16 protein-coding genes are annotated in these 16706 nt (G+C 69.4%); 14 read left to right on the top strand and 2 right to left on the bottom strand.

Translation table 11 applies throughout. From position 1 onward, the window contains the following. Positions 1-25 precede the first annotated feature (25 nt). Positions 26-3937 carry a DNA-directed RNA polymerase subunit beta' gene (locus tag DY240_RS10295; RefSeq protein WP_119659826.1) on the top strand — a complete coding sequence of 1304 codons (3912 nt, stop codon included), beginning with the start codon at positions 26-28 and terminating at the stop codon, positions 3935-3937. Between the two features lie 58 nt (positions 3938-3995). On the opposite strand, the gene DY240_RS10290 is transcribed toward DY240_RS10295, so the two are convergent. Together DY240_RS10290 and DY240_RS10285 are read right to left on the bottom strand one after the other, a co-directional pair. Then, positions 3996-4184, bottom strand: coding sequence for a hypothetical protein (locus DY240_RS10290; protein ID WP_119659825.1), 189 nt, complete (start codon positions 4182-4184; stop codon positions 3996-3998). Then, on the bottom strand, positions 4151-5038 hold the full coding sequence (locus tag DY240_RS10285; RefSeq protein WP_119659824.1) for an ADP-ribosyltransferase domain-containing protein: 888 nt from the start codon (positions 5036-5038) through the stop codon (positions 4151-4153). Before DY240_RS10285 ends, DY240_RS10290 begins: the two co-directional genes overlap by 34 nt. A gap of 924 nt (positions 5039-5962) precedes the next feature. Here DY240_RS10285 and DY240_RS10280 point away from each other — a divergent pair. From DY240_RS10280 to rpsC, 13 genes are all read left to right on the top strand, one after another. Further along, complete coding sequence (locus DY240_RS10280) at positions 5963-6721, top strand: hypothetical protein (protein ID WP_119659823.1); 759 nt, start codon at positions 5963-5965, stop codon at positions 6719-6721. A gap of 1017 nt (positions 6722-7738) precedes the next feature. Further along, complete coding sequence (gene rpsL / locus DY240_RS10275) at positions 7739-8113, top strand: 30S ribosomal protein S12 (RefSeq protein WP_026877502.1); 375 nt, start codon at positions 7739-7741, stop codon at positions 8111-8113. After that, the gene (rpsG, locus tag DY240_RS10270; RefSeq protein WP_119659822.1) at positions 8113-8583 is read left to right on the top strand and encodes a 30S ribosomal protein S7; all 471 of its coding nucleotides are present in this window, start codon (positions 8113-8115) and stop codon (positions 8581-8583) included. The genes rpsL and rpsG overlap by 1 nt, the downstream gene beginning before the upstream one ends. 51 nt (positions 8584-8634) lie before the next feature. Beyond that, the gene (fusA, locus tag DY240_RS10265) at positions 8635-10740 is read left to right on the top strand and encodes an elongation factor G (protein WP_119659821.1); all 2106 of its coding nucleotides are present in this window, start codon (positions 8635-8637) and stop codon (positions 10738-10740) included. Between the two features lie 120 nt (positions 10741-10860). Then, on the top strand, positions 10861-12057 hold the full coding sequence (gene tuf / locus DY240_RS10260; RefSeq protein WP_119659820.1) for an elongation factor Tu: 1197 nt from the start codon (positions 10861-10863) through the stop codon (positions 12055-12057). A gap of 348 nt (positions 12058-12405) precedes the next feature. Then, positions 12406-12714: a 30S ribosomal protein S10 gene (rpsJ, locus tag DY240_RS10255; RefSeq protein ID WP_026877498.1), complete on the top strand. Its 309-nt coding sequence runs from the start codon at positions 12406-12408 to the stop codon at positions 12712-12714. Between the two features lie 13 nt (positions 12715-12727). After that, a complete protein-coding gene (rplC, locus tag DY240_RS10250) occupies positions 12728-13402 on the top strand; it encodes a 50S ribosomal protein L3 (protein WP_119659819.1) in 675 nt (224 codons plus the stop codon). Further along, complete coding sequence (gene rplD / locus DY240_RS10245; RefSeq protein ID WP_119659818.1) at positions 13399-14049, top strand: 50S ribosomal protein L4; 651 nt, start codon at positions 13399-13401, stop codon at positions 14047-14049. The genes rplC and rplD overlap by 4 nt, the downstream gene beginning before the upstream one ends. Then, the gene (rplW, locus tag DY240_RS10240) at positions 14046-14351 is read left to right on the top strand and encodes a 50S ribosomal protein L23 (protein WP_046772618.1); all 306 of its coding nucleotides are present in this window, start codon (positions 14046-14048) and stop codon (positions 14349-14351) included. The genes rplD and rplW overlap by 4 nt, the downstream gene beginning before the upstream one ends. A 35-nt stretch (positions 14352-14386) precedes the next feature. Continuing rightward, positions 14387-15223: a 50S ribosomal protein L2 gene (gene rplB / locus DY240_RS10235; protein WP_119659817.1), complete on the top strand. Its 837-nt coding sequence runs from the start codon at positions 14387-14389 to the stop codon at positions 15221-15223. A 17-nt stretch (positions 15224-15240) separates the two neighbouring features. After that, positions 15241-15522 (top strand): 30S ribosomal protein S19, encoded by a 282-nt coding sequence (gene rpsS / locus DY240_RS10230; protein ID WP_046772620.1) that lies wholly within the window; start codon positions 15241-15243, stop codon positions 15520-15522. A gap of 30 nt (positions 15523-15552) precedes the next feature. Next, positions 15553-15918, top strand: coding sequence for a 50S ribosomal protein L22 (gene rplV, locus DY240_RS10225; RefSeq protein ID WP_069110677.1), 366 nt, complete (start codon positions 15553-15555; stop codon positions 15916-15918). After that, a partial coding sequence (rpsC, locus tag DY240_RS10220) for a 30S ribosomal protein S3 (protein WP_119659816.1) occupies positions 15918-16706 on the top strand: 789 nt, incomplete at its 3' end. The genes rplV and rpsC, both read left to right, overlap by 1 nt.

Genomic DNA, 16706 nt, shown 5'->3' with positions numbered 1-16706 from the left:
ACATCTGAGCGAGAGAAGGACACACGTGCTCGACGTCAATTTCTTCGACGAGCTACGCATCGGCCTCGCGACCGCCGACAACATTCGCGAGTGGTCGCACGGTGAGGTCAAGAAGCCTGAGACCATCAACTACCGCACCCTGAAGCCGGAGAAGGACGGGCTCTTCTGCGAGAAGATCTTCGGCCCCACCCGCGACTGGGAGTGCTACTGCGGCAAGTACAAGCGCGTCCGCTTCAAGGGCATCATCTGTGAGCGCTGTGGCGTCGAGGTCACGCGCGCCAAGGTGCGCCGCGAGCGGATGGGCCACATCGAGCTCGCCGCCCCCGTCACGCACATCTGGTACTTCAAGGGTGTGCCGTCGCGGCTGGGCTACCTGCTCGACCTCGCGCCGAAGGACCTCGAGAAGGTCATCTACTTCGCCGCCTACATGATCACCTGGGTCGACGAGGAGGCGCGGCACCGCGACCTGTCCTCCCTCGAGGGCCAGATCGACGTCGAGCGCAAGCAGATCGAGCAGCGCCGCGACGCCGACATCGAGACCCGGGCGAAGAAGCTCGAGGCCGACCTCGCCGAGCTCGAGGCCGAGGGCGCCAAGGGCGACGCGCGCCGCAAGGTCAAGGAGTCGGCCGAGCGCGAGATGAGCCAGCTGCGCAAGCGCGCCGAGGCCGAGATCGACCGCCTGAACGCGGTGTGGGACCGCTTCCGCAACCTCAAGGTCCAGGACCTCGAGGGCGACGAGCTGCTCTACCGCGAGATGCGCGACCGCTTCGGCCAGTACTTCCGCGGCGGCATGGGCGCGCAGGCCATCAAGGAGCGCCTCGAGACGTTCGACCTCGAGGCCGAGGCCGAGAAGCTGCGCGACCTCATCCGCACCGGCAAGGGCCAGAAGAAGACCCGTGCGCTCAAGCGGCTCAAGGTCGTCTCGCCGTTCCTGACGACGAAGAACGACCCGCGCGGCATGGTGCTCGACGCCGTCCCGGTCATCCCGCCGGACCTGCGCCCGATGGTGCAGCTCGACGGTGGCCGGTTCGCGACCAGCGACCTCAACGACCTCTACCGTCGCGTCATCAACCGCAACAACCGCCTCAAGCGGCTGCTCGACCTCGGCGCGCCCGAGATCATCGTCAACAACGAGAAGCGGATGCTCCAGGAGTCCGTCGACGCGCTGTTCGACAACGGCCGCCGCGGACGTCCGGTGACGGGCCCGGGCAACCGGCCGCTGAAGTCGATCTCCGACATGCTCAAGGGCAAGCAGGGCCGGTTCCGCCAGAACCTGCTGGGCAAGCGCGTCGACTACTCCGGCCGTTCGGTCATCGTCGTCGGCCCGCAGCTCAAGCTGCACCAGTGCGGCCTGCCGAAGGGCATGGCGATCGAGCTGTTCAAGCCGTTCGTCATGAAGCGGCTGGTCGACCTGTCGCACGCGCAGAACATCAAGAGCGCGAAGCGCATGGTCGAGCGCGCCCGACCGGTCGTCTGGGACGTCCTCGAGGAGGTCATCGCCGAGCACCCGGTGCTGCTGAACCGAGCGCCGACGCTGCACCGTCTCGGCATCCAGGCGTTCGAGCCGCAGCTGATCGAGGGCAAGGCCATCCAGATCCACCCGCTCGTCTGCACGGCGTTCAACGCCGACTTCGACGGCGACCAGATGGCCGTGCACCTGCCGCTGTCGGCCGAGGCGCAGGCCGAGGCCCGCATCCTGATGCTGTCCAGCAACAACATCCTCAAGCCGGCCGACGGCCGGCCGGTGACCATGCCGACGCAGGACATGGTGCTGGGCATCTACTTCCTGACCTCCGACCGTCCTGAGCAGGTCGGCGAGGGCCGGGCGTTCTCGTCCGTCGCCGAGGGCATCGCCGCGTTCGACCGCGGTGAGCTGTCGCTGCAGGCGCCGATCACCCTGCGGGTGAACGACGTCGTGCCGCCGGCCGGCTACGAGACCCCGGAGGACTGGGAGCCGGGCCAGCCCCTGACGCTGCGCACGACCCTGGGCCGGGCGCTGTTCAACGAGGCGCTGCCGCTGGACTACCCGTTCGTCGACGCCGTCGTGGACAAGAAGCGCCTCGGCAGCATCGTCAACGACCTCGCCGAGCGGTACCCGAAGATCCAGGTGGCCGCGACGCTCGACGCGCTGAAGGAGATCGGCTTCCACTGGGCCACCCGGTCCGGTGTGACGGTCTCGTTCGACGACGTCGTGGCGCCGCCGACGAAGTCCGCCATCCTGGAGGAGTTCGAGTCCAAGGCCGAGAAGGTCGAGCGCAACTTCGCCCGCGGCGTCATCTCCGACGGCGAGCGGCGCGAGGAGCTCATCGACATCTGGACCGACGCCACCAACGCGGTCGACGAGGCCATGCGCGCGTCGTTCGCGTCCGAGAACGCCATCAACATCATGGTCACCTCCGGTGCCCGTGGTAACTGGATGCAGATCCGCCAGCTGGCGGGTATGCGCGGCCTGGTCGCCAACCCGAAGGGTGAGACCATCCCGCGGCCGATCAAGGCGAGCTTCCGCGAGGGCCTGTCCGTCGTCGAGTTCTTCATCTCGACGCACGGTGCCCGCAAGGGTCTGGCCGACACCGCGCTGCGCACCGCCGACTCCGGTTACCTGACCCGCCGGCTGGTCGACGTCTCCCAGGACGTCATCATCCGCGAGGTCGACTGCGGCACCGAGCGTGGTCTGTCGTTGCCGATCGCGGTCACCGGCCCCGACGGCCGGCTCATGGTCGACGAGCACGTCGAGACCTCGGTCTACGCGCGCTCGCTGTCCGAGGATGTCGTGGCGCCCGACGGCACCAAGGTGGCCTCGGCCGGTGACGACCTCGGCGACGTCGAGATCGGCCGGCTGGTCGCGGCGGGCGTCGAGAACGTCCGGGTCCGCAGCGTCCTGACCTGCGAGAGCAAGACCGGCGTCTGCGCCATGTGCTACGGCCGGTCGCTGGCCTCGGGCAAGCTCGTCGACGTCGGCGAGGCGGTCGGCATCATCGCCGCCCAGTCCATCGGCGAGCCCGGCACCCAGCTGACGATGCGGACGTTCCACACCGGTGGTGTCGCCGGTGAGGACATCACGCACGGTCTGCCGCGTGTGGTCGAGCTGTTCGAGGCGCGCGCCCCGAAGGGCAAGGCTCCGCTCGCGGAGACCGCCGGCCGGGTCCGCATCGAGGAGGACGCCAAGGGCGCCCACGCGGTCATCGTCCCCGACGACGGCGGCGAGGAGCAGTCGTTCCCGCTGTCGCGGCGTGTGTTCGAGTGGACCAACCGGCGCGCCCCGGGCATCGCCCAGTGGCGTGTCCAGGACGGCGACCGCGTCGAGGTCGGCGAGCTGCTGCACTCCGGTACGGCCGACCCGCACGACGTGCTGCGGGTCCAGGGCCAGCGGGCGGTCCAGGTCTTCCTGACCGACCAGGTCCAGGAGGTCTACCGGTCGCAGGGTGTGTCGATCCACGACAAGCACATCGAGATCATCGTGCGGCAGATGCTGCGCCGGATCACCGTGCTCGAGAGCGGCACGACCGACCTGCTCCCCGGCGAGCTGGTCGAGCGGTCGCGGTTCGAGGAGGAGAACCGCCGTGCGGTCGCCGAGGGCGGTCAGCCGGCCTCGGGTCGTCCGCAGCTCATGGGCATCACCAAGGCGTCGCTGGCCACCGACTCGTGGCTGTCGGCGGCGTCGTTCCAGGAGACCACGCGGGTGCTCACGGAGGCGGCCATCAACGCCAAGTCCGACCCGCTGATCGGCCTGAAGGAGAACGTCATCCTCGGAAAGCTGATCCCGGCCGGTACGGGCCTGCCCCGTTACCGCAACCTGCGGGTCGAGCCGACCGAGGAGGCCAAGGCGGCCATGTACTCCATGGTCGACTACGGCGCCGACTACTCCGACTACGAGTTCGGCCAGGGGTCCGGCGAGGCCGTGCGCCTGGAGGACTACGACTTCGGCTCGTACAACTGACGAGTCCGGCGTCCCTGAACGACGGCGCCGTCACCCTTCGCGGGTGGCGGCGCCGTCGTCATTCTCCGGGCCGGGGCTCGTCGGCGCCGGTGTCGTCGACGACCTCGAAGCCCTCCTGGTTCGCGCCCTTCTGCGGCGCGATCTCGCCCGGCGGCGGCACGTCCTGCTGGGCGTCGCGGACCGCCTGCAGGTACAGGGCCTTGTCCTCGTCGCTCAGGCCGTCGTAGGTGTCGCGGTCGAAGCGCACGGGTGCACCTCCTCGATCAGGAAGCTCCAGCACTCACGCCGATCGTCCCACGAGCGGGCGACCACCCGGAACCGCGTGCCGGGCGGGTAGAGCACCTCGGCCTCGTGCGCGAACGACGACAGCGCGCGGATGTCGGCGCCGCTGCGGCCGACGATGGCGATGAGGGCGTTGCCGCCGCCGCGGAACGCCTCGGCGACCGACACGCTGGCCGACGCGCTGGCGAACCCCCGATCGGCGACGATGACGCCCGGCCGCCACCGGGGCAGCTGTGGGTCCGGCAGCGAGGTGCCGCGATAGGCGACGCCGGTGAACCGCGGCAGCGCCGCGAGGCCCGCCACGGCGTCGTCGACCAGCCGGCGCAGCTCGGCCTGTCGCCCCGCCGGAACGTCGTGCGGTCGGCGCAGGTAGGCGTTCATCTCCTCGACGCCCTCGATGGTCGTGTAGTGGTGGATGGCGCGGGCCTGGGCCGCGGTGAGCGGCTCGGTCTTGCCCGGGGGACCGGTGGCCGCTGCCGCACCGGCGCCGCGGTCGTGCCCGCCCGCCACGCGTTGCTGGGCGTCGCTCGCCCCCGGCCCCGGCGTCAGGAGTGCGCCGAGGTCGTCGGCCGCGGACTCGATGACGAGCGTCAGCATCTCGGCGGCGGCCGCGAGCGCCTGCTGCATGGCGACCGCGGCGGCGCGGACGGCGTCGTGCTGCGACGGTGACAACGCCTGGCCGGCGCACCGGCCGGCGCGATGGACACGGGACAGCACGGACGCGGCGAGGACGCCGGTGCCGTCGTGCACCAGGCCGGACAGCTCCGCCAGCCCGCGGGTGGCGGTGCGTACCGGTCGCGCGGAGGACGAGAGGACCACACTTCCTATGGGTCGTTCCCGAAGGCCGAATGTGACAGCGACCGGAGCTCCATTTCCTGATGGGACCCGCTGCTTCGGGGGTGCCGCGGTCGGTGGGGTCGGGGTGCCCTCGCTCGCGTGGGGTTGGCTGCTGTCGGGCGTGCCGCTCCCGGCCAGCGTGTTAGCCGACGCCGAGATTGCCGACGCTGCGGCCTTGGAGATGCCGATGAATGCGTGGGGCGTGTGTCGTGGTGTGGTGGTCACGGTGGCGGCGTCGTCGTCGCGGTGTCGTGGTCGGCAGGTGATGCCGTCGCGGCCTGGATGGGTGAGGGATCCGCGTCGGCCTGGCTACCCGGATCCCTCACCCATCCGCGGCCTGCGGCTCGTGGTCATCGGCACCGGGGGGGCGACGGCGACAAGACCGGTGCGCCCGGCCTGGCTGGCACCACGCGACAGGGTTCGTCGGCACGGTGAGGGGGCCACGGCCGCGCGCGTGGCGGTCGGCACGATGTCGGCTCCATCGCGAACGCCAGCGACCTGCCCACCGGCACGACCAACGTCGGCTCACAGTGGGGTCGGGGTGCCCCCGCCCGCCTTGGTTGGCCGCTGTCGGGGATCTCGCGGCCGGCAGCGCCGCAGCCCCTTCCGTCGTGCGACTCGCTCTCGCCCGGGAGGTCGCGGTGGGAGCAGGGCCAGTAGATCGGCGCCGCACGCTCGCGAAGCGGCGGCGGTTGTCGGTACCCGCCCGTAGGGTGGGACCCCACCCGACCGGGCGGGGTCCAGCCTCCATCCCGACCGGGCAGGGTTCCAACGCGACAGGCGGATCGAACCCCGCTGTGCGGGACCCACCCCACCGTGCGGCGCCCGTCCGCTGGGCGGGGCATACTCCATCGGGCGGGGGCCACTCAGCCGGGCTGCCGGCCCATCGCCGGCGAGGAGGAGTCGATGATCGAGCCGACCGTCGGGCTGCTCCGCGGCGCCGGCCTGCTGAGCGACGAGCCGGACGAGTGGTACCGCGAGTGGGTGCGCTGGACGCTGGCGTCGGGGCTCACGCCGGAACAGGTCGTCGACGTCGCCCGCGACGAGGGAATTACCGCGGCGACGTTCGCACCGCTGGCCGGCAGCACGGTCTGGCGGGGTCCCGACAAACGGCCCTACGTCCGCATCGACGACGCCCGGCGGGCGCGCGAGCTGGCCCGGCTGACCGAGCTGCTCAACGGCGGCCGCCCCAGCCGCACCGATGCGCGACGCGACCGCAACCGCTGGTCGTACACCGGGCTGTTCGGCCTGAACCGCGGCGACGCCGGCGTCGCCGTGAAACGCGGCGCCCTCGTGGCCACTCCGGAGGGGACCATGATGGCCGTCGCCGGCAGCCGGGCGCTGCGCACCGTCCCCAACCCCGTCGACTGGTTCGCCTCCCGCGGCGGCACCACCTGGGGCGAGATCTACCTCGTGAACGGCTCGTTCGACGACCCGGCCGACGTGCTGCGGACGACGGTGGAGTCGGGCCGGCGGCCGCCCGGATCGGGCGCGCCGAGCCTCGCCCGCCTGCTGCGGCACGAGCGGGTGCACTCCGAACAGTGGGCGCGGTACGGGTACACCCGGTTCATCTGGGAGTACGTCATCCGGCACGATCCGCGCAAGCCGTGCGAGCACCCGCTCGAGCGCGAGGCCGGCCTCGCCGACGGCGGCTACCGTTGCTGATCGCTGGCCCGTTGTTGCTGCGTTGGCCGGTCGTTTCGGGGTTGGGCCCGTCCCCCTGCTGCCCGATTGTCTTGGCCGCGGGCGCGCGCCTCAAGTCCGCGGCCTCTGACTGTGTGCTCTTTGGCTGTGGGTGGGGGCCTTGGACTTGACCCGCGCGCACGCGGCTCAGAACGGGCAGCTATCAGGGGGACGGGGGAAGAGCGGCGACGTCTCCCGCGTCGTTGGCCCCATTTCGGTGTGGCGTTGGTGTCGTTGAGCGTCCGCCTGGTGAGATTTCACCGTGCTCCGGGGGGCATCACGAGGATTACCCCAGCGTCAACACCCCTACAGTCATGGTGAAGCTCACGAAATCCTCGTGATGTCGGCGATCGTCGATGATCATCGCGGCCCGCAGTCCGACAAAGCACGCGAAACGGGCACGACAAGCGTGAGGCGTGCCCAGATCCTCCCCGTCCCCCTGATAGCTGCCCGTTCTTGGCCGCGGAGCCGCGGGTCAAGTCCGCCCCTCGTCGCGAAAGCGACTCCCTGGCGGACTTGAGGCGCGGGTTCGCGGCAAGAGAATGGGCAGCAGGGGGACGGGGAGCCCCAGCCCACGTGAACTCGGCGAGGCCGCGTCGGCCACACAGCCCCGCTGGTTCGTCAGCCGATCACCGGCCTCCGGCGTGGGGTCGTGACGGGGACGAGACCTGTGCGTTATCGTCAGACAACGTCTTCCCGTCGAGCTGCGGCATCACTTTGACCTGGGTACCCTCGACCGGGTAACCTCAGTCTTCGTGCCTGGACTGCTCCGGGCAATCCGGCGCGCCCGGCTTCAGAGGTCGGCGCATACCGGACAGATCAACCGACCACATCGATCGGGAGCCTGATCGTGCGGCGTGGGACCGGGCCGACACGCCCGACCGCGGGGGTCGCCGAAAGGCACCCGCCACCTGCGCAGAGGCCAGGCGAACGAACGGTGTGATCCCCGGAAACCAGACCAGTCGAGGCAGTTCGACGAGCAGAGGACACGGAGACGTAGTGCCTACGATCCAGCAGTTGGTCCGCAAGGGCCGCCAGGACAAGGTCGCCAAGAACAAGACCCCGGCGCTCAAGGGCAGCCCGCAGCGTCGCGGCGTGTGCACGCGCGTGTACACCACCACGCCGAAGAAGCCGAACTCGGCTCTGCGCAAGGTTGCCCGTGTCAAGCTGACCAGCCAGATCGAGGTCACCGCGTACATCCCCGGTGTCGGCCACAACCTGCAGGAGCACTCGATGGTGCTCGTGCGCGGCGGCCGGGTGAAGGACCTCCCGGGTGTCCGGTACAAGATCATCCGCGGTTCGCTCGACACCCAGGGCGTCAAGAACCGCAAGCAGGCGCGCAGCCGCTACGGCGCGAAGAAGGAGAAGAGCTGATGCCCCGCAAGGGTCCTGCCCCGAAGCGGCCGGTCGTCGTCGACCCGGTGTACGGGTCGCCGCTGGTCACCCAGCTGGTCAACAAGGTGCTCATCGACGGCAAGAAGTCGATCGCCGAGGGCATCGTGCACGGCGCCCTCGAGGGCTGCCGCGAGAAGACCGGCACCGACCCCGTCGTCACGCTGAAGCGCGCGCTCGACAACGTCAAGCCGACCCTCGAGGTCCGCAGCCGCCGCGTCGGCGGCGCGACCTACCAGGTGCCCATCGAGGTGCGCGCCGGCCGCAGCACCACGCTGGCCCTGCGCTGGCTGGTCAGCTACTCCCGCGCCCGTCGTGAGAAGACCATGACGGAGCGTCTGATGAACGAGATCCTCGACGCCTCCAACGGCCTCGGTGCCAGCGTGAAGCGGCGCGAGGACACCCACAAGATGGCCGAGTCGAACAAGGCCTTCGCGCACTACCGCTGGTAGTCGCTGGCGCCGAGTCGACGAGACCGCATATAAGGAAGCGAACGCACGCACATGGCGACCGACCTCCGCAAGCTCGATCTGGCCAAGGTCCGCAACATCGGCATCATGGCCCACATCGACGCCGGCAAGACGACCACGACCGAGCGGATCCTGTACTACACCGGCATCAACTACAAGATCGGTGAGGTCCACGATGGCGCAGCCACCATGGACTGGATGGAGCAGGAGCAGGAACGCGGCATCACGATCACCTCGGCCGCGACCACCTGTGAGTGGGACGACCACACCATCAACATCATCGACACGCCCGGCCACGTCGACTTCACCGTCGAGGTCGAGCGGTCCCTGCGCGTCCTGGACGGTGCGGTCGCCGTGTTCGACGGCGTCGCGGGCGTCGAGCCGCAGTCGGAGACCGTCTGGCACCAGGCCAACAAGTACGGTGTCCCGCGGATCTGCTTCATCAACAAGCTCGACCGCACGGGTGCTGAGTTCCACCGCTGCGTCGACATGATCGTGACGCGGCTCAAGGCCACCCCGCTGGTCCTGCAGCTCCCGATCGGCGCCGAGTCCGACTTCCGCGGCCTCGTCGACCTCGTCGACATGAAGGCCCTGCTCTGGTCGGCCGAGACCCCGCTGGGCGAGATGTACGACACCGTCGACATCCCCGACACCCACACCGAGGCCGCCCAGGAGTGGCGCGACCGCCTGCTCGAGACCATCGCCGAGAACGACGAGGCGATGATGGAGCTCTACCTCGAGGGTCAGGAGCCCGACCGCGACGAGCTCATCGCCGCCATCCGGCGCGCCACCATCGCCGGCAACATCACCCCGGTGCTCACCGGCTCGGCGTTCAAGAACAAGGGCGTGCAGCCCATGCTCGACGCCGTCGTGCGCTACCTGCCGTCGCCGCTGGACATCGGCGCCGTCGAGGGTCACGCGGTCGACGACGAGGAGAAGGTCATCGCGCGCGAGCCCGACGAGGACGCCCCGCTCTCCTCGCTGGCGTTCAAGATCATGGCCGACCCGCACCTCGGCAAGCTCACGTTCGTCCGGGTCTACTCGGGCACGCTGACCGCCGGCACCCAGGTGCTCAACAGCACCAAGGGCAACAAGGAGCGCATCGGCAAGATCTACCGGATGCACGCGAACAAGCGTGAGGAGATCGACAAGGCCAGCGCCGGCCAGATCGTCGCCGTCATGGGTCTGAAGAACACCACGACGGGCGACACCCTGTCCGACGCGAGCCAGCCGGTCATCCTGGAGTCGATGAAGTTCCCGGCTCCGGTCATCCACGTCGCCATCGAGCCGAAGACCAAGAGCGACCAGGAGAAGCTGGGCACCGCCATCCAGCGCCTCGCCGAGGAGGACCCGACCTTCCAGGTCCGCACCGACGAGGAGACCGGCCAGACGGTCATCTCCGGCATGGGCGAGCTGCACCTCGAGGTGCTGGTCGACCGCATGAAGCGGGAGTTCAAGGTCGAGGCCAACGTCGGTAAGCCGCAGGTCGCCTACCGCGAGACCATCCGCCGCAAGGTCGAGAAGGTCGAGTACACGCACAAGAAGCAGACCGGTGGCTCCGGTCAGTTCGGCCGCGTCATCATCGACATCGAGCCGACGGGCGGCGAGGGCGACGGCGGCTACGAGTTCGTCAACGCCGTCACCGGTGGCCGCATCCCGCGCGAGTACATCCCCGCCGTCGACGAGGGTGTGCAGGAGGCCATGGAGTTCGGTGTCGTCGCCGGCTTCCCGCTGGTCGACGTGAAGGTGACGCTGCAGGACGGTGCGTACCACGAGGTCGACTCCTCGGAGCTGGCCTTCAAGATCGCCGGTTCCATGGCGTTCAAGGAAGCTGCTCGGCGCGCCGACCCGGTGCTGCTCGAGCCGATGTTCGAGGTCGAGGTGTCCACGCCCGAGGAGTACATGGGCGACGTCATCGGCGACCTCAACTCCCGCCGTGGTCAGATCCAGGCCATGGAGGAGCGTGCCGGCCAGCGCATCGTCAAGGCGCTGGTCCCGCTGTCGGAGATGTTCGGCTACGTCGGTGACCTCCGCAGCAAGACCCAGGGCCGGGCAAGTTATTCGATGCAGTTCAACTCTTACGCCGAGGTTCCCCGGAATGTCGCGGAAGAGATCATCAAGAAGGTCCGGGGAGAGTAATCTCTCCGGGGCTTCTGCCCGGCCTGCACGACGAGCAATCCCGACCGAGAAACACACAGCCGAACACACCGCACCGCGGGGGATCGGCAACGTACGAAGTCCCAACAGGAGGACCCCACAGTGGCTAAGGCGAAGTTCGAGCGGACCAAGCCGCACGTCAACATCGGCACCATCGGTCACGTCGACCACGGCAAGACCACGCTCACGGCGGCCATCACCAAGGTGCTGCACGACAAGTACCCGGATCTGAACGAGACCTTCGCCTTCGAGGACATCGACAAGGCCCCGGAGGAGAAGCAGCGCGGTATCACGATCAACATCGCGCACGTCGAGTACCAGACCGAGAAGCGTCACTACGCGCACGTCGACGCTCCGGGCCACGCCGACTACATCAAGAACATGATCACCGGCGCGGCGCAGATGGACGGTGCGATCCTCGTGGTCGCCGCCACCGACGGCCCGATGCCGCAGACCAAGGAGCACGTGCTGCTGGCCCGTCAGGTCGGCGTGCCGTACATCCTGGTCGCGCTGAACAAGGCCGACATGGTCGACGACGAGGAGATCCTGGAGCTCGTCGAGCTCGAGGTGCGGGAGCTGCTCTCCGAGTACGAGTTCCCGGGCGACGACGTCCCGGTCATCAAGGTGTCGGCGCTGAAGGCGCTCGAGGGCGACCCGGAGTGGGTCAAGACCGTCGAGGACCTCATGGAGGCCGTCGACGAGAACGTGCCCGACCCGGTGCGCGAGACCGACAAGCCGTTCCTGATGCCGATCGAGGACGTCTTCACCATCACCGGTCGTGGCACGGTCGTCACCGGCCGCGTCGAGCGCGGTGTGCTGAAGGCCAACGAGGAGGTCGAGCTCGTCGGCATCCGTCCCGGCCCGGCACAGAAGACCACCGTCACCGCCGTCGAGATGTTCCGCAAGACCCTCGACGAGGCGCGTGCGGGTGAGAACGTCGGTCTGCTCCTGCGTGGTACCAAGCGCGAGGACGTCGAGCGCGGCATGGTCGCGGTGAAGCCCGGCAGCAACACGCCGCACACCGACTTCGAGGCGCAGGTCTACATCCTGTCCAAGGACGAGGGTGGCCGGCACACGCCGTTCTTCAACAACTACCGTCCGCAGTTCTACTTCCGGACCACGGACGTCACCGGCGTCGTCACGCTGCCCGAGGGCACCGAGATGGTCATGCCGGGCGACAACACCTCCATGACCGTCGAGCTGATCCAGCCGGTGGCCATGGAGGAGGGTCTGAAGTTCGCCATCCGCGAGGGTGGCCGGACCGTCGGTGCCGGCAACGTCACCAAGATCCTCAAGTAGTTCGACACCGCGAGGGGCGGCCGTCTCGGCCGCCCCTCGTACCGCGATTGGTCTCAGCCAATCTGATCTGGCATACTGTTCAGGTTGCTCGGCGGAGGGCGACGTCAGCGCTGTGCGCGGGGAACGGTGGCACACCGGGCCCGATGACGAAGAACTCCGATGGGGCTGGCACTGCGCCGTCATGGCGTGGCCGGGCCGGCCGTCAAACCCCGATGACCAGCGTGTTGGCCGCGGCATGTGTGTGCCGCCCGGCGCGACACGCCCGACCGCGGGGGTCGGCGGAGCAGCAGCTCAGTGTTGGTTCAGATCGGGTCTTAGCAGTACGAAGAGTGAGGACGACAAGCAGCCATGGCGGGACAGAAGATCCGCATCCGGCTCAAGGCCTATGACCACGAGGTCATCGACACGTCGGCGCGGAAGATCGTCGACACGGTGACGCGCACGGGTGCGCAGGTCGCGGGCCCGGTGCCGCTGCCTACCGAGAAGAACGTGTACTGCGTCATCCGGTCGCCGCACAAGTACAAGGACAGCCGCGAGCACTTCGAGATGCGTACGCACAAGCGGCTCATCGACATCATCGACCCGACGCCGAAGACGGTCGACTCGCTCATGCGTCTCGACCTGCCGGCCGGCGTCGACATCGAGATCAAGCTCTGAGGGACCGCCGACGATGAGTATTCAGTCTTCCGAGGCCGCGACCACGGTGCGCAAGGGCCTGCTGGGCGAGAAGCTCGGCATGACCCAGGTGTGGGACGAGAACAACCGCATCGTGCCGGTCACCGTGATCAAGGCCGGGCCGTGCGTCGTCACGCAGGTCCGCACGCCCGAGAAGGACGGCTACGACGCGGTCCAGCTCGGCTTCGGCGCGCCGAACCCGCGCAGGGTCACCAAGCCCGCCCAGGGCCACTTCGACAAGGCCGGCGTCACGCCGCGCCGGCACGTCGCCGAGCTGCGCACCGCTGACGCCTCCGAGTACACGCTCGGCCAGGAGGTCACGGTCGAGGTGTTCGAGGCCGGCCAGGAGGTCGACGTCACGGGCACCACCAAGGGCAAGGGCTTCGCCGGTGTCATGAAGCGCCACGGCTTCGGCGGTCTGCGCGCCTCGCACGGTGTGCAGCGCAAGCACCGCTCGCCGGGCTCCATCGGCGGCTGCGCCACCCCGGGTCGCGTCTTCAAGGGCATGCGCATGGCCGGCCGCATGGGCGGCGAGCGCCTGACGACCCAGAACATCGCGGTCCAGGCCATCGACGCCGAGAAGGGGCTGCTGCTCCTCAAGGGCTCGGTTCCCGGCCCCAACGGCGGCCTCGTCTTCGTCCGCACGGCCGCGAAGGGAGCGACCAAGTGAGCACCGTGACGGTCCTCGACGCCGCCGGCAAGAAGTCCGGCACCGTCGAGCTCCCCGCCTCGATCTTCGAGGTCCAGGTCAACGTCCCGCTGATCCACCAGGTCGTGGTGGCCCAGCTGGCCGCGGCCCGCCAGGGCACGCACGCCACCAAGACGCGCGCCGACGTCTCCGGCGGCGGCTCGAAGCCGTACCGCCAGAAGGGCACCGGCCGGGCCCGTCAGGGCTCGATCCGCGCGCCGCAGTTCACCGGTGGCGGCATCGTTCACGGCCCGCAGCCGCGCGACTACTCGCAGCGGACGCCGAAGAAGATGAAGGCCGCCGCGCTGCGCGGTGCGCTGTCCGACCGGGCGACCCACGGCCGCGTGCACGTGGTCACCGGCTTCGTCGACGGCGACACCCCGAGCACCAAGGCCGCCTTGAAGACACTGCAGAACCTGACCGATCGCCGCAGCGTGCTGGTCGTGGTGGAGCGCGGTGACGAGGTCACGGTGAAGAGCCTGCGCAACGCGCCGCAGGTGCACCTGCTCGTGGCCGACCAGCTGAACACCTACGACGTGCTCTGCGCCGACGACGTCGTCTTCACCAAGGGCGCGCTCGACGCGTTCCTGGGCGGCGGGGAGCAGGCCGCTGAGGAGGGCACCAAGTGACCGTCAACCGCAGGGACCCGCGCGACATCCTCATCGTGCCGGTCGTGTCCGAGAAGAGCTACGGCCTTCTCGACGAGAACAAGTACACCTTCGTCGTTGCCCCCGACGCGAACAAGACCGAGATCAAGATCGCGGTCGAGAAGGTGTTCAACGTCAAGGTCACCGGTGTCAACACCCAGAACCGCCAGGGCAAGCGCCGCCGCACCCGCTTCGGCGTGGGGAAGCGTCCCGACACCAAGCGCGCGATCGTGACGGTCGCCGAGGGCCAGCGCATCGACATCTTCTCCGGCCCGGTCGGCTGAGCCGGCCAGGACACGAGCTACTGAGGTAACGACGAATGGGAATCCGAAAGTACAAGCCGACGACGCCGGGCCGACGCGGCTCCAGCGTCGCCGACTTCGTCGAGGTCACCCGGTCCACGCCCGAGAAGTCGCTGGTGCGGCCGCTGCCCAAGAAGGGTGGCCGCAACAACTCCGGCAAGATCACGACGCGCCACCAGGGCGGCGGGCACAAGCGCCAGTACCGGGTCATCGACTTCCGGCGGGCCGACAAGGACGGCGTGCCGGCGAAGGTCGCGCACATCGAGTACGACCCCAACCGGACGTCGCGCATCGCCCTGCTGCACTACGCCGACGGCGAGAAGCGCTACATCCTGGCGCCGTACCGCCTGGCGCAGGGCGCCACGGTCGAGGCCGGCCCCGGTGCCGACATCAAGCCCGGCAACAACCTGCCGCTGCGCAACATCCCGGTCGGTACGGTCGTCCACGCCATCGAGCTGCGGCCCGGTGGCGGCGCGAAGATCGCCCGCTCCGCCGGCGCCAGCGTCCAGCTGGTCGCCAAGGAGGGCACCTGGGCGCAGCTGCGCATGCCGTCCGGCGAGATCCGCAACGTCGACGTGCGCTGCCGCGCCACCGTCGGCGAGGTCGGCAACGCCGAGCAGTCGAACATCAACTGGGGCAAGGCCGGCCGCATGCGCTGGAAGGGCAAGCGCCCGACCGTCCGCGGCGTCGCCATGAACCCGGTCGACCACCCGCACGGTGGTGGTGAGGGCAAGACGTCCGGTGGTCGTCACCCGGTCAACCCGAAGGGCCGTCCGGAGGGCCGTACCCGCCGGAAGAACAAGCCCAGCGACCGTCAGATCGTCCGCCGTCGCAAGACCGGCAAGAAGCGCTGAGTCGGGAGTAGGAACAGATGCCGCGCAGCCTGAAGAAGGGCCCCTTCGTCGACGAGCACCTGGCCAAGAAGGTCGATGCTCAGAACGAGAAGGGCACGAAGAACGTCATCAAGACCTGGTCCCGTCGCTCGATGATCGTGCCGGACATGATCGGCCACACCATCGCGGTGCACGATGGCCGCAAGCACGTCCCGGTGTTCGTGACCGAGGCGATGGTCGGGCACAAGCTCGGCGAGTTCGCGCCTACGCGCACGTTCAAGGGCCACGAGAAGGACGACCGCCGCGCCCGGCGCCGGTGACGTCCACCACGGAATGACTGAGGAGTAACGATGGAAGCCAGGGCTCAAGCGCGGTTCGTCCGCGTCACGCCCATGAAGGCGCGCCGTGTGGTGGACCTGATCCGTGGGATGGACGCGGACGAGGCCTCGGCGCTGCTGCGGTTCGCCCCGCAGGCGGCCGCCGAGCCGGTGCGCAAGGTGCTCGAGAGCGCCATCGCGAACGCCGACGACCTCGCCGGCACGCCGCGCGAGACGCTGGTCATCGCGCAGGCGTACGTCGACGACGGTCCGACGATGAAGCGGTTCCGCCCGCGCGCCCATGGCCGCGCGAGCCGCATCAACAAGCGGACGTGTCACATCACGGTGATCGTCGACGACAAGGCGTCGATCGCTGCAGCGAAGGGAGGGGCCCGCTAGTGGGTCAGAAGATCAACCCGCACGGGTTCCGGCTGGGCGTTTCCACCGATCACAAGAGCCGGTGGTTCGCCGACAGCACGACCCAGGGTCAGCGCTACCGCGACTACATCGCCGAGGACGTCGCCATCCGCAAGCTGATGACCGACGGCATGGAGCGCGCCGGCATCTCGCACGTCGACATCGAGCGCACGCGCGACCGCGTGCGCGTCGACATCCACACCGCCCGGCCGGGCATCGTCATCGGCCGCCGCGGCGTGGGCGCCGACCGTCTGCGCTCCGAGCTCGAGAAGCTCACCGGCAAGCAGGTCCAGATGAACGTCCTCGAGGTCAAGCAGCCCGAGATCGACGCTCAGCTGGTCGCGCAGGGCGTGGCCGAGCAGCTGTCGGCCCGCGTGGCGTTCCGCCGCGCGATGCGCAAGGCGCTGCAGACCACCATGCGTGCCGGCGCCAAGGGTGTGCGCATCCAGTGCTCGGGCCGTCTGGGCGGCGCCGAGATGAGCCGCTCGGAGTTCTACCGCGAGGGCCGGGTCCCGCTGCACACGCTGCGCGCCGACGTCGACTACGGCTTCTACGAGGCCCGCACCACCTTCGGCCGCATCGGCGTGAAGGTGTGGATCTACAAGGGCGACGTGAGCGGCTCCCGCGCCGAGCGCGCCGCTGAGCAGGCCGCGCAGGCCCGCGCTCAGCAGCAGCGCAGCGGTGGCCGGGGCCGTCCGGAGCGCCGCCGGCCGGGTGGCCGCGGCGACCGCGACACCGCTCCCGCGACCCAGGCCACCGAGGCTCCGGCG

Source organism: Jiangella rhizosphaerae (assembly GCF_003579925.1).
GTDB lineage: Bacteria > Actinomycetota > Actinomycetes > Jiangellales > Jiangellaceae > Jiangella > Jiangella rhizosphaerae.
Note: the sequence above shows the minus strand (reverse complement) of the source record. Positions and strands in the feature narration are given on the sequence as shown.

Excerpts from the sequence above, each read along its gene's own strand:
- DY240_RS10280 (WP_119659823.1), top strand. The coding sequence starts at position 5,963 with ATGATCGAGCCGACCGTCGGGCTGCTCCGCGGCGCCGGCCTGCTGAGC.
- rpsG (WP_119659822.1), top strand. The coding sequence starts at position 8,113 with ATGCCCCGCAAGGGTCCTGCCCCGAAGCGGCCGGTCGTCGTCGACCCG.
- fusA (WP_119659821.1), top strand. The coding sequence starts at position 8,635 with ATGGCGACCGACCTCCGCAAGCTCGATCTGGCCAAGGTCCGCAACATC.
- rpsJ (WP_026877498.1), top strand. The coding sequence starts at position 12,406 with ATGGCGGGACAGAAGATCCGCATCCGGCTCAAGGCCTATGACCACGAG.
- rplC (WP_119659819.1), top strand. The coding sequence starts at position 12,728 with ATGAGTATTCAGTCTTCCGAGGCCGCGACCACGGTGCGCAAGGGCCTG.
- rplB (WP_119659817.1), top strand. The coding sequence starts at position 14,387 with ATGGGAATCCGAAAGTACAAGCCGACGACGCCGGGCCGACGCGGCTCC.
- rpsS (WP_046772620.1), top strand. The coding sequence starts at position 15,241 with ATGCCGCGCAGCCTGAAGAAGGGCCCCTTCGTCGACGAGCACCTGGCC.
- rplV (WP_069110677.1), top strand. The coding sequence starts at position 15,553 with ATGGAAGCCAGGGCTCAAGCGCGGTTCGTCCGCGTCACGCCCATGAAG.